Source organism: Lachnospira rogosae (ex Hitch et al. 2025) (genome assembly GCF_040096455.1).
Taxonomy (GTDB): Bacteria; Bacillota; Clostridia; order Lachnospirales; family Lachnospiraceae; genus Lachnospira; species Lachnospira rogosae.
On the sequence record NZ_JBBMER010000007.1, the window covers coordinates 1 to 13,588 of the forward strand.

The 13,588-nt window shown below is 37.2% G+C and carries 13 protein-coding genes, 1 tRNA gene and 1 riboswitch; all 14 genes read right to left on the reverse strand.

Annotated elements, in window-relative coordinates:
* Positions 1 to 345 precede the first annotated feature (345 nt).
* Positions 346 to 431 (reverse strand) — tRNA-Ser (locus tag WMO14_RS09580).
* 412 nt (positions 432 to 843) lie between these two features.
* The gene (gene ispD, locus WMO14_RS09585) at positions 844 to 1,581 is read right to left on the reverse strand and encodes a 2-C-methyl-D-erythritol 4-phosphate cytidylyltransferase (RefSeq protein WP_022503033.1); all 738 of its coding nucleotides are present in this window, start codon (positions 1,579 to 1,581) and stop codon (positions 844 to 846) included.
* The gene (gene tsaD, locus WMO14_RS09590; RefSeq protein ID WP_022503034.1) at positions 1,578 to 2,609 is read right to left on the reverse strand and encodes a tRNA (adenosine(37)-N6)-threonylcarbamoyltransferase complex transferase subunit TsaD; all 1,032 of its coding nucleotides are present in this window, start codon (positions 2,607 to 2,609) and stop codon (positions 1,578 to 1,580) included. Before tsaD ends, ispD begins: the two co-directional genes overlap by 4 nt.
* Before the next feature lie 182 nt (positions 2,610 to 2,791).
* Complete coding sequence (locus tag WMO14_RS09595) at positions 2,792 to 3,376, reverse strand: DUF6715 family protein (protein ID WP_022503035.1); 585 nt, start codon at positions 3,374 to 3,376, stop codon at positions 2,792 to 2,794.
* Between the two features lie 3 nt (positions 3,377 to 3,379).
* Positions 3,380 to 4,294 (reverse strand): ribonuclease Z, encoded by a 915-nt coding sequence (locus WMO14_RS09600; protein ID WP_055177292.1) that lies wholly within the window; start codon positions 4,292 to 4,294, stop codon positions 3,380 to 3,382.
* 28 nt (positions 4,295 to 4,322) lie between these two features.
* Positions 4,323 to 4,760 (reverse strand): ribosomal protein S18-alanine N-acetyltransferase, encoded by a 438-nt coding sequence (rimI, locus tag WMO14_RS09605; protein WP_090140469.1) that lies wholly within the window; start codon positions 4,758 to 4,760, stop codon positions 4,323 to 4,325.
* Between the two features lie 2 nt (positions 4,761 to 4,762).
* Positions 4,763 to 5,464 carry a tRNA (adenosine(37)-N6)-threonylcarbamoyltransferase complex dimerization subunit type 1 TsaB gene (tsaB, locus tag WMO14_RS09610; RefSeq protein WP_022503038.1) on the reverse strand — a complete coding sequence of 234 codons (702 nt, stop codon included), beginning with the start codon at positions 5,462 to 5,464 and terminating at the stop codon, positions 4,763 to 4,765.
* Between the two features lies 1 nt (position 5,465).
* Positions 5,466 to 5,903, reverse strand: coding sequence for a tRNA (adenosine(37)-N6)-threonylcarbamoyltransferase complex ATPase subunit type 1 TsaE (gene tsaE / locus WMO14_RS09615; protein ID WP_022503039.1), 438 nt, complete (start codon positions 5,901 to 5,903; stop codon positions 5,466 to 5,468).
* 12 nt (positions 5,904 to 5,915) lie between these two features.
* Positions 5,916 to 6,488, reverse strand: a complete 573-nt coding sequence (locus WMO14_RS09620) for a YcxB family protein (RefSeq protein ID WP_022503040.1) — start codon at positions 6,486 to 6,488, stop codon at positions 5,916 to 5,918.
* 106 nt (positions 6,489 to 6,594) lie between these two features.
* Positions 6,595 to 8,913 (reverse strand): Tex family protein, encoded by a 2,319-nt coding sequence (locus WMO14_RS09625; protein WP_055177285.1) that lies wholly within the window; start codon positions 8,911 to 8,913, stop codon positions 6,595 to 6,597.
* Positions 8,914 to 9,182: 269 nt separating this feature from the next.
* Positions 9,183 to 9,656: a hypothetical protein gene (locus WMO14_RS09630; RefSeq protein ID WP_349153737.1), complete on the reverse strand. Its 474-nt coding sequence runs from the start codon at positions 9,654 to 9,656 to the stop codon at positions 9,183 to 9,185.
* 30 nt (positions 9,657 to 9,686) lie between these two features.
* Positions 9,687 to 11,006: an aspartate kinase gene (locus WMO14_RS09635; RefSeq protein ID WP_055177283.1), complete on the reverse strand. Its 1,320-nt coding sequence runs from the start codon at positions 11,004 to 11,006 to the stop codon at positions 9,687 to 9,689.
* Between the two features lie 157 nt (positions 11,007 to 11,163).
* On the reverse strand, positions 11,164 to 12,387 hold the full coding sequence (locus tag WMO14_RS09640) for a homoserine dehydrogenase (protein WP_349153738.1): 1,224 nt from the start codon (positions 12,385 to 12,387) through the stop codon (positions 11,164 to 11,166).
* A gap of 88 nt (positions 12,388 to 12,475) precedes the next feature.
* Positions 12,476 to 12,925 carry an ACT domain-containing protein gene (locus tag WMO14_RS09645; RefSeq protein WP_055177278.1) on the reverse strand — a complete coding sequence of 150 codons (450 nt, stop codon included), beginning with the start codon at positions 12,923 to 12,925 and terminating at the stop codon, positions 12,476 to 12,478.
* Between the two features lie 531 nt (positions 12,926 to 13,456).
* Positions 13,457 to 13,550, reverse strand: a riboswitch (cyclic di-GMP riboswitch).
* Between the last annotated feature and the right edge of the window lie 38 nt (positions 13,551 to 13,588).

The following is a 13,588-nucleotide window of genomic DNA, read 5'->3' on the forward strand; positions in this document are numbered from 1 at the left end:
AATGAATTATTGTACTCATCTCGAAATTCTAAAAAGAATTTTCAAGGTTGTCTTTCTGTTCAGTTATCAAAGTTCATTATCAAGAAGCGTTTGCTTCTTATCTGTTAGCAACCAGCGTTTCTCGCTGACAGCTATGATAGAATAACATTTTGTTTGATGTTTGTCAACAAGTTTTTTAAACTTTTTAACTTTAGTTTCTATATTGTTGGTATTGTACTAACGTGTACTCACATTGTATCAGATGCCTTCAATATATAATCAATTATGTTATCCGTTCCATCACTAGCAGCTACCTGCAAGCTTTGGCATAAAAAAACCATCTAAGTTATGATAGATGGTTTTCAGCGGAGAGGATGGGATTCGAACCCATGCGCCCGTGAAGACAAACGGTTTTCAAGACCGCCCCGTTATGACCACTTCGGTACCTCTCCATATTCCACATATTCATCTGTGTTTTGTTCGTCTCGCTGACGACTTAGTTATATTATCATTCGTATTATGTTTTGTCAACACATTTTTCAAACTTTTTTAAACTTTTTTATGTTTTTCATCTTCAATACCATTTTACGAGCTTCAAAAGTGGCTATTTCACTGGGTTTCAGACCAATATTTCCATTTCAGCTTTCCAATCTGTTTTCAGAGATACCAATGCAAAAAGACTGATAAAAATAATATAAATCTATATATCTGCTAAACACCTTAAGGCAAATCCTGAAGGCAGGCTGGTGAAACAATATAAATCTATATATTATAATTAATATATAACACATAATAATCAATACATAATACTATACCACTACATATTACCATATCACTACATATTGTCTGGCACAGGTAATTTGCCTATGCCTTTAAAAATATCCTTGCTATGTCCATATCTTCTGGCGTTGTTACTTTTATATTCTTATAGTCTGCCATTGTCATTTTCACAGTCCTATCCATATAGTGCTCCACAACCATAGCATCATCTGTTATGTTGCCTGCTGTCGTATCATTATACAGCCTTTCGTATGCTTCTTTTATAAGACCAGCTTCAAACACCTGTGGTGTCTGTATCTGCCACAGTGTGCTCCTATCTGGTGTATTAACAGACATTCCAGCTTTATCAGCCACCTTTATTGTATCTTTTACCGGTACTGCTGCCACACACGCTTTATATTCCATTACATCCTGCATACAATTATATATTATCTGTGCAGTTACGCAGGGTCTTGCCCCATCGTGGATAAATATATAGTCCTCGCCTGATAACCATTCTTCATCCCTTGATAACTGCCCAGCCCCACTGCTCATCAGTGTTTGAATAAGCTCAAGTCCTGAATGTACAGAGTCGTAGCGTTCTTTGCCGCCCAAGGCTATACCTGCTATCTTTTTATAGCCATTTTCTTTAACAAGGGCTTTCATATAACCTGTATAGTCTTGGGATGTGACAATTATTATAGCATCTATAAACGGACTTTTCTCAAATACATCAAGGCTGTAGCTTATCAAAGGCTTTCCACCAACCACAAGGAACTGCTTTGGTATCTCACTATTCATTCTGGTTCCCTTACCACCAGCAAGAACTATAGCGCAATTCATATTCGTTCTCCTAATTTAAGGTTAGGTACTGCATTAAGGTCATATCCATGTCTTGTACCTGCCATATACTCATAATAAGCTGCACAACCAATCATAGCTGCGTTATCCGTACATAATATTGGTGATGGTGAATAGAACTTGATATTGTTCTTATCGCACTCTTCTGATAATGCTTTTCTAAGTGCAGAATTAGACGCAACTCCTCCTGCTACTGCAAGCTGGTTCATTCCTGTTTCTTTAGCAAGACTGATTGCTCTTGTTACAAGTGCTTCTACAACAGCTTTCTGGAATGAAGCCGCCACATCTGCCCTGTTAATTGTCTCACCTTTCATCTCCGCTGAATTAATGTAATTTAACACTGACGATTTAATTCCACTGAACGAAAAATCATATGGTGCATCATCAACATGTGCTCTTGGGAATACTATAGCATCAGGATTGCCCTCTTTAGCTATTTTATCAATCTTTGGTCCGCCAGGATAGCCAAGCCCTATTGCTCTTGCAACCTTGTCAAATGCTTCTCCTGCCGCATCATCTCTTGTTCTTCCTATTATCTCGTATCTGCCATAATCAACAACCTTTACAAGATGTGTATGTCCGCCTGATACTACAAGTGCAACAAATGGTGGTTTAAGCTCTTTATTCTCTATATAATTAGCCGCAATATGTCCTTCTATATGATGAACTCCTACCAATGGCTTGTCTGTTGCAAACGCTATAGCTTTAGCTTCCGCCACACCTACAAGCAATGCACCAACAAGCCCCGGTCCATATGTTACTCCTATAGCTGTTATGTCATCTAATGTGACATCTGCTTCTTTAAGAGCTTCTCGTATTACCGGATTAATATTCTCTATATGCTTTCTTGATGCTATTTCAGGCACAACTCCACCATATTCAGTATGAATTGCTATCTGAGTATTTATTACATTTGATAATACTGTTCTTCCGTTCTTTACTACTGCCGCTGCAGTTTCATCACAAGAACTCTCTATTGCCAGTATCAGTACATCTTTCTCATTTTTCATTGAATTACCTCTCATCTGCCCAAAAATACCTTCTATATATTGATTAATCAATAATTGAATCGTCCAAAATTCTGCTTATAACCATTAAAATTGAACTTAAATATATTAAAATCATACTCAATCCATTAAGATTATACCTAATTTATTAATTTCAAGCTTAATCCATTAAAGTCTAACTAAAATCAGCTTAAATCCACTGAGTCCACTAATTCCCAGTAAAGTATCTTCCATTTACCTGAGTTATCTCTTCTAAGCGTGAATTTAGTGCCTGATGTTCTTAGCTGTGTGCCTTCACGAATATAGTATACAAGCTCTATAGAAGCATACTCTCTGTTGTTAAATTTGGTATATCTGGTATTATTAGCCGTCTGTATATTAAAACTGCTTATTTTGGCATTATTATTTCTGTAAATGCTTATATCTTCTTTTAAAGCACTTAAAAATTCATCTTCTGTCTGGGTATTCTTTAATTCGTCATCAAATAATATGCGTGCCTGTCTGCCAAGCTTTTCTATATTCTCTTCTGACACATCAGACTCATAATAAGCTTTTGTTATTCTTGCATACAATTTTACAACATCTCTTACTGACTCTGGATAGTTATCTTCAATATTTCTGGATACAAGATATGACAACTCACTATTACTATCTGCAACAGACTCTGTTGCATCCTTATCTGCTGGTTTATTGGCAAGATAATAATAGTACGCAACACCCATAACCGCTAATACAATAATCGCAATTATCCATCTTAAATGTTTTTTCATAGGCTACTCCTCATCTTCAAACGTAAGTGTCACGCTCTGTCCATCTTTAGCCGCACATACATTTGAATATACAGACTTGATATTCTTTACATAATCTGACGGACGGACAAGCGATGGACTATAGTGTGTAAGCCACATTTCCTTAACTTCTGCTTTCCTTGCTATATCTGCCGCCTCATAAAATGTCATATGCTTATATTCCCTAGCCTTTGCCTCTTTATCTTTTTCTCCATACATACCTTCACATATGAATAAATCTGAACCTGCTGCATTATCTACTATTGACTGCACAGGTCTTGTATCAGTACAGTAAGTAAGCTTAATACCCTTTCTTGGTGCTCCCATAACCATATCCGGAGTATATGTAACCCCTTCCATAGTAACTTCTTCACCATGCTGTAACTTATTCCAGACCCTGCACGGAATACCCAGCTCTTTCGCCTTATCAGCATTGAATTTGCCTATTCTCGGAATATTAATTGAGTATCCATAACAGGTAACTGCGTGGTTTACACGGAATGCATCAATCTCATAGCCCTTGACTGATAAATGTTCCTGCTGCCCTGTCAGTTCTATCGTCTTTATTTCAAATGGAAGCTCCGGTGCAATAACTCTCAATGCTGACACTACTCTGTTAAGTCCCTTAGGACCTACAAGCGTCAATGGCTCTTTCCTGTCAGAATTGCCTATTGTAAGCAGCAGACCCGGAAGTCCGCTTATATGGTCAGCGTGGTAATGTGTAAAGCATATAACATCTATCGGATTATAGCTCCATCCTTTTTCTTTGATAGCTATCTGTGTTCCCTCACCACAGTCTATTAAAAGACTGCTGCCGTTATAGCGTGTCATTAAAGATGTAAGCCATCTTCCAGGCAAAGGAAGCATTCCGCTTGTTCCTAATAAACATACATCTAACATATCGTCTCCTTCCATCTTGTTAATAATATTATGATTTGGACATAACTATTGCATCTTCAACCGGCTTTTCATAAAATCTCTTTCTTACACCGATTGGAGAATAACCTAATTTCTCATAAAGCCTCTTGGCTGCTTCATTGCTCTGTCTTACTTCAAGAAAGAATACAGTCACATCTTTTAATCTTGCCCGTCTTTCAAGCTCCTTAAGAAGTGCTTCTGCAACACCACTTCTTCTATATGAAGGAGAAACCGCAATATTGGTTATGTTGCCCTCTCCTAACACAGTCCACATACCACAGTAACCTGCTATCTCTCCTGTACACTCACATACAAGATATACATTTTCTGGTGTATTAGCTGCATCTGCAAAGGATTTAGCCGACCACGGAAGGGAAAATATACTTTTTTCTATCTGTTCAACTGTTGAAATATCTCTGTCTTCCATTGGTCTTATATGATATTCCATAATTATGCCCTCTTCCCACTATGTTCTCTTTCAGCCTGTGATGGACGAAGATAATCTGGCTTTAACATATCTGATCCGATTGTCTTTCCCTCATTAGCCATATCAATAGCTGCAAGGGCAACCGATGAAGCCCTCTGTGTCCTTAAACCGGCTGGGCTGAATGTGTAATTGCAGGTAAGATTATCCTTAAAATAGTCCTTAGCTGCCGCTATTCCATCTCCAACGAACACAACCTTTTCCTTTACTTCATTAAGGATTCCTGCAAGCTCTCCATATGATATAAGGCACTGTTCGTGGACAGTTATAAGCTTTCCATTCTCAAAACGGTAAAGACCACTATACAGATGTGCCCTTCTTGCATCCATAACAGGACATATAATCCTGTCATCACCATAAAAGTTGTATGCCATAGCTTCAAGCGTAGGAACTGCCACCATTGGTTTATCAAGTGCAAGTGCAAGACCCTTCCCTGTTGCCGCACCAATTCTTAAACCCGTAAATGAACCCGGACCATTGGATACTGCAATTATATCGCAGTCCGCCGCATTATTTTCTGTCATACGGCATATTTCATCTATCATAGGAAGCAATGTCTGGGAATGTGTCTTTTTATAATTAATTGTATATTCTGCTATAAGCGTATCTTCCGTCATAATTGCAACAGAAGCTGTTACAGCAGAACTTTCAATTGCCAAAACCTTCATACTAATCCTCCATTTCTTTAGTGGCTACTTCTACCTTTCTGTAATCAAAACCTTTTGATAAATCTTTACTTATTGAGATATATGTTGTATTGTCCGGAAACAGCTCATCTATAAGCTTTCCCCATTCAACAAGGCACACTCCGTCTGAGTAAAAGTATTCTTCATATCCTATTTCGTCCATTTCTGACACATCACTTATTCTGTATACATCAAAATGGTATAATGGAATACGTCCTTGTGTATATTCCTGTACTATTGTGAAAGTCGGACTATTAATAGGTTCTTCTATTCCAAGGCCCTTGGCAAAGCCTTGTGTAAATACTGTCTTACCAACTCCAAGCTCGCCGTCAAGACAATATATATCTCCTGCCTTTGCCTCACAGCCAAGCTTATAGCCAAGTTCATATGTCTGCTTTGAATCAAATGTCTCTATTATCATATTTAATTCCTTTTATGCTACTTTATTCATTTTCTTAACATCAACTTTTATCTGGAATGGCTTCAGATGCTGCTGTGCCATTCTTATAAACTCATCTGCCCTGCCGTTAAAATCCCTTACAGGAATAATATTGGCATTGACTGTTGTCATATAAACATCGATATTAGCACCATCAAATTTAATCTTGTAAATCTTGTCCCAGCCAAGTGTTTCTGTTACATCATTAAGACTCACAGTTATGCCTTTATTATCTATTCTATAATGCACCTGCTCCTTAAATGTAACAACCTTTTCCATCTGTCTTTTAGCCCTGTGCTTCATATCAACCGATGGGAACACAAGAAAGAATACACCAAACACACCTACCATAAGTGAATATGAAGCGTTAACCCTGCCTATTGATATAACACAGAGAACTATCATTATCAGGGCCAGCATTATCTCTGCCATACCTGATATTGTGTGATACTTATGATAAAACTTAAATCTAAGTAAATCCTTTTCTGTGACCTTGCTGTCAAATTCTATTACATTATTGTCTGCATTATTATCTTTTGCATTATCATTCATAATATTATCAGCCATACACCTTCTCCTTAACAAAACGCATTCCAATCATCTTAAATTTCAACCTGCCTATAAGCCTGTTTACGGCTTTCTGTATACTTTCTTTGCTGTCAGTGCAGGATAATTAGTGCATAAACTTCTCAAGGCCTCTTAAATTAAGCCCCTGCTGTTTAGATGACTTTCTGCCAGCATTATTTTTATTATTCCTGCTGCCATTATTCTTATTATTCTTCTTGTCGCCATTCTTGTCTGAATTGTTCTTATAGCTTCTATTGGCAGCTTCCTTTTCATCTAAAATCATAGATAATGATATTCTACCCTTGTTAGTATCAACATCTATAACCCTGACATCTACAATATCTCCAACGCTCACGATATCAAGAGGGTGTTCAATTCTTCTTTCTGCGCTCATCTGTGAAATATGTACAAGTCCGTCCTGATGTACTCCGATATCGACAAATGCACCGAAATCTATAACATTTCTTACTGTACCTTTAAGTATCATACCCGGTGTAAGATCTTTCATATCAAGAACATCTTTTCTAAGTATTGGCTTTGGCATTTCATCTCTTGGATCTCTTCCCGGCTTTTCAAGCTCTTTAACGATATCCTCTAATGTCATAGTTCCTATTCCAAGTTCATCTGCAAGCTTACTCATATCTTCAATTCTTGATTTAAGACCGATAAGTTCTCCTGAGCTTATCTGGTTAATATCATAGCCCATAACCTTTAAAAGCTTAGCAGCAGCTTCATAGCTTTCTGGGTGAACGCTTGTTGCATCAAAAGGATTATCACCGCCTGTTATTCTCATAAATCCTGCACACTGTTCAAATGCCTTAGGTCCTAACTTGGCAACCTTTAAAAGCTGCTTTCTGTTAGTGAATCTTCCGTTAGTTTCCCTGTAATCAATTATGTTCTTGGCAACTGACTTAGATATTCCAGAAATGTATTCAAGAAGTGAAGCTGAAGCTGTATTAAGATCTACACCAACCTTATTAACGCTGTCTTCAACTACTCCTCCAAGCGTCTCACTTAACTTCTTCTGGTTCATATCGTGCTGATACTGTCCTACACCTATTGATTTAGGATCAATTTTAACAAGCTCTGCAAGTGGATCCTGCACTCTTCTTGCTATTGATACGGCACTTCTTTGGTTCACATCAAAATCAGGGAATTCTTCTGTAGCAAGCTTACTTGCCGAATATACAGATGCTCCTGCCTCATTAGTTATAACATAATCTACGCCTGCAAGATTATATTCCTTTATCATATCTGAGATTATCTGTTCTGACTCTCTTGAAGCAGTACCATTTCCACAAGATATAAGTGTAACACCATATTTCTTAATAAGGTCTGCTACTATTTTCTTAGTCTCCTCAACCTTGTTAAATGGCTCTGTTGGATATACAACCTTAGTTGCAAGCACCTTTCCTGTGGCATCAACTATAGCAAGTTTACAGCCATTTCTAAAGCCCGGATCCCAGCCTAACACAACCCTGCCTGCTATTGGTGGCTGCAATAAAAGCTGCTCTAAGTTCTTTCCGAACACCTTGATAGCCCCGTCCTGTGCATTATCTGTCAATGTGCTTCTTATCTCTCTTTCTATTGCTGGTGCAATAAGTCTGTCGTAAGAGTCTTCTATACATGCTGTAAGATATGGTGTTGTAAATTCATTATCTGCTGTTATCTCCTGCTTGGCAAGATATCTTAATATTCTGTCCTTAGGTGCTTCGACCTTTACTGTTAAGAACTTCTCGCTCTCTCCTCTGTTGATAGCAAGTATTCTGTGTCCTGGAATAGAGGCTATAGCTTCATTGTAATCATAGTAATTCTCATATACCGAGTCTGCATTTTCGTCCTTGGCAGTTACTACAAGCTTGCCCTCTTTAAATGTTATATCTCTTATATATGTCCTGTAATCAGCGACATCTGATATCTGCTCTGCAATTATATCAAGTGCTCCTGCAACAGCTTCATCTGCCGAATTTACTTCCTTACCTTCTTCATCAGATATATACTTAGCAGCTTCTGTTAATATATCTTTAACAGCATTCTGTTCTTTAATATAAGCTGCTAATGGCTCAAGACCTTTTTCCTTGGCAATAGTTGCTCTTGTTCTTCTCTTCTGCTTATATGGTCTATATAAATCCTCGACTAAAACCATAGTTTCAGCCTTTATAATCTGTTCCTTTAACTCCTCTGTGAGCTTTCCTTGCTCCTCTATACTTGCTATAACCTGCGTCTTTCTATCCTCAAGATTACGAAGATATTTAAGTCTGTCATCAAGAGCACGGAGCTGTTCATCGTTCAATGCACCCGTAACTTCCTTTCGGTATCTTGCAATAAATGGTATTGTGCAGCCCTCATCAATAAGCTTGACTGCTGCATCTACCTGTGATGTCTTAACTTCAAGTTCTTCCGCAATTTTCTTAATAATATCCATTATTAAACTCCATTCAACTATATATTTATAATAATTATCTAACGATTAATTATACCAATTGAGCAATCTATTATCAAGCCACATTAAATTGTAAGCCTTAAATGAAAAAGCACCATATAAGCAATATCTTATTATACCGTGTATACAGTATGATTTAAGATACAGCTTATATAGTGCTGTTTTATGCCGTTTGAGGCATTTTTTATTGTGAATATATCATCCCTTAATAAATATTTATCATTCCACCAATATTGGTTGTGAGCCTGTATTTACTTTATGTTCTTTTTTAACTGCTCAAGCTCATCATCAATATTCTTTACGCTTGATGAAACATCATCAGCTTTCTTATTTCCGCCTTTTCTGCCTTTGTCATCTGAGAAATTGCCAGCAAAAAGCACTTTTCCAACAAGTCCGGCACCGCCGAATATAAGAACAAGTATAAGTATCCAGTCATAAAGTGTCATTGCACTTAAATGTATATTAGTTGTCATAACAACCGATGCAATTATTATAATCACCGCTAATACTGTAAATACCTTTGAGGCGAAATTCGCACCGCTGACAAACATCCATACTATGCCTATTATCAATGGCACAACTATTAAACCGGAAGAAAATCTTCCTCCACCGAATGAGAAAAAGCCTGAAAATACAATTACCTTCTGAGAGAATATATACAAACCTACAACAAGCATTATTATGCCTGCAACAAACTGCATTAATTCATTCTTTGCTTCCTTCATATGTAAAACCCCCTTATATTATGTTTTTTATTATTTGTTATTAGGAACAAATACATCATAAATAGTCTTAATAGCATCTTCAAAGTATCTGTTTCTTACACCAATAATAATATTAAGTTCACTAGAACCCTGATCAATCATCTTAATGTTAATCTTTGCCTTTGCAAGAGCTGAGAATATATTAGCCGCAAGACCTGAGTTATTTCTCATACCACGTCCAACAACAGCAATAAGCGAAAGATCTGATTCAAGTTCAATGCTATCTGGATTAACTGCTCTGTGTAGCTGTGCAAGAACCTTCTGTTCCTTCTCAACAAATTCATCCTGATGTACAAATACAGTCATTGTATCAATTCCTGATGGCATATGCTCAAATGATATTCCATTGTCCTCGAACACCTGAAGCACCTTACGTCCAAATCCTATCTCCGAGTTCATCATATCCTTATCAATTGTGATTGATACAAAACCTTTCTTACCTGCAATACCTGTAATTATGCAGTCTGGCTTGTTACAAGTTGTCTCAACAATCATTGTACCCTTATCCTGTGGTGCATTAGTATTACGGATATTGATTGGAATTCCTTCCTTTCTTACCGGGAATATTGCTGATTCGTGAAGAACTGTAGCACCCATATAAGAAAGTTCTCTTAATTCCTTGTATGTAATAACTTCAATTGATCTTGGATTGTCCACTATTCTTGGGTCTGCTGCAAGAAATCCTGATACATCTGTCCAGTTCTCGTATACATCAGCCTTTATTGCCCTTGCAACAATAGAACCTGTAACATCTGAACCACCTCTTGAGAATGTCTTAACTTCTCCGTTAGGCATAGCACCATAGAAGCCTGGAATTACAGCTTTCTCAACATTAGCCAATCTGTCAGCCATAACTTTGTTAGTCTTCTCACCATCAAATTCTCCTTCTGGGTCAAAGCAGATAACACTTGCTGCATCTATAAACTCATAACCAAGATAATTAGCCATTATTATACCATTGAGGTATTCGCCTCTTGAAGCCGCATAGTCCTTGCCCGCCTTACTTTCAAAGTTCTTCTTGATTGTTTCAAACTGTTCCTTTAATGAAAGTTTTAAGCCAAGTCCTTTAATAATCTCATTGTATCTTTCTTCAATAGCCTTTAACTGCTTATCAAAATTCTTTCCAGCTTCTGCCTCTGCATAACACTTATAGAGCATATCTGTTACTTTGGTGTCCTCTGAAAATCTCTTTCCTGGTGCAGATGGAACTACATATCTTCTGCTTTCCTCAGCTCTTATTATGTTACCAACCTTCTTAAACTGATCTGCACTTGCAAGTGAACTTCCACCGAATTTAACTACTTTAACCATTACTAATTCTCCCTTATAATTATATCTTAATTGTTTAGTATTTATACTCTAAATATCTCAGCATTCTTATATATTCAGCACTCTCATACTTTTAGCACTCTTATATATTCAGCTCTTTCATATATCTATCATCCGACTATATTAACACCCATTGATATCACTGAAGCTTTGTATCGTCTATTCTTATTCTTGAAATCATATCTACATTAGATGCTGCTTTATCAAATGCTTCTTCTGTCATCCTGTCGGTTATAAAGCCGAATTCATTATCAAGACCATCAACTGTGATAATCTCTACATCACCGAACTGTTCTTTAACCATAGCTGTATCAGAAGCATTACCTTTAACTCTTACAAAGAAGCTTCTGACTTCATCTCTGGTAGGTGCAAGTTCGAGCTTTTCATCATCCCAGATTACACAGACATTAGTTCCCTTATGTTTAACACAATCTATTATATCTCCAACTACAGCACTTGCTGTTGGAAGCTTTCCTGCACCAGCACCAAAGAACATAACATCGCCTACCATATTACCATTAACATATATTCCGTTAAGAACTCCATTTACATTGTAGAGCGGATGTGTTGTATCAATAAGGAATGGTGCTGTAATAGCATATACCTTTCCGTCTTTTCTGTAACTTGTTGCCAAAAGCTTTATAACGCTATTAAGTTTTCTGGCATATGCAAAATCTTCATTGGAAATCTTAGTAATTCCCTCTGTTGTTATCTCCTCAAAATTAACCGTCCTGCCATCTGCTAAAGAAGTAAGAATAGCTATCTTTCTACAGGCATCATATCCTTCAACGTCTGCCTCCGGATTTCTTTCAGCATAACCTAATGCCTGTGCTTCCTTTAACACTTCTTCATAGGAACTTCCATCATTACTCATCTTTGTAAGAATGTAATTAGTTGTTCCATTCATAATACCTGTAATCTTAGTTATCTCATCTGCTGTAAGTGCCTGATTAAGTGGTCTGATAATAGGAATTCCACCGCCTACTGATGCCTCGAACATAAAGTTAAGGCTGCGTTCCTTAGCCATAGCAAGAAGCTCTGCTCCGTGTGCCGCAACAAGCGCCTTGTTAGATGTACAGACACTCTTCCCAGCTTCAAGTGCTCTCTTAACAAATGTAAATGCCGGTTCAACACCACCCATAACTTCTACTACTACATCTATCTCATCATCATTAATAACAAGGTCTATATCGTGTACAATCTTTTCCTGAATTGGATCACCAGGGAAATCTCTTAAATCTAATACACTCTTTACCTCAATAGGCTGGCCTGCCTTTTTTGATATTGACTCTGCGTTCGCATCAAGTATCTCTACAACACCTGATCCAACAGTACCATAACCTAAAACTGCTATCTTTGCCATACTATCCTCCATTTAATCTTATTGTTCTTCATTATGCAGGTTCAAGAAACTAATATGTTCACTAATATATCAGTTCCCCACCAATATATTAAAGTGACGCATCACTGCTTAATATCTTTAAATATCTTACTCCGTTAAGCTGTTCAATCTCTTCTATCATCATAGAAGCATCACCTGTCGTTGGAAGTATCTCAACACTAAGCGTAAGAGAAGCAATGCCATTAACAGGAATCGTCTGGTGAATTGTAAGTATATTTGCCTTAAATTCTGCAACTTTCTTAAGCACAACTGATAAAAGCCCCGGTTCATCTTCCATTGATAATACAAATGTTATTGTCTTACCTTTAGAATTGTCCCTGAATGGAAATATATCATCTTTATACTTATAATAAGAGCTTCTGCTTATTCCCACTTTTTCTGTCGCATCTGCTATGGAGATATTCTGATTTTCTATAAGTCTGTTAGCTTCTGCTACCTTCAACAGTACCTCTGGAAGAGCTTTCTGCTTAACAACATAATACTTAATATTCTCTTTCATACTTCTCCTTATATATATAGTCCTGCTGCAGCAAATTGTTCATCTCAGAAAGACAATTGTGCTACGCACAAAGAATGGTATCATAAATTACACTTAATTGCAAGAGATTTTCTATTACAAAAAAGAATGTGCTTTGCACATTCCCGCGCCGAGCGTGGTCGCTTGCGCCAAATTGCATCTTCACGCGAGTGTGCATCACCAGCACATAGTGCCTTTATTGTAACAGGAAATTCTATAAGAATTTCCTGTTACAATAAAAATAACCCTCGCACAACGGGAGAGGAATGCGAGGGTTAGTATATAAAAATAATGCTTATGCATCATCTTTACCAGATATTAAACGCAAAACAAAAAGCACCCGTTACCGGATGCTTTAAATGTATACTTCATAATATATCAAACAGACCTTACTAACATCAGCCACGCTAATAATATTACAGGCAAATGTTAATTAAACCATTATAATAACTCAATGAATAAACAGTGCAACCGGCTGTCTTTCCTTAACATAAGCAATATTAATATTCCTGCTGGTGTTACCAGGCTGCCATATAAATACTGCTATAAAGGTGAGGACCCTTTGGCTTTGCGTCACAGCTTTTCAACTGCTTTGCTAAAATATTAACTTATGAAGTAGACTATATACATTTTACTTTTAATTGT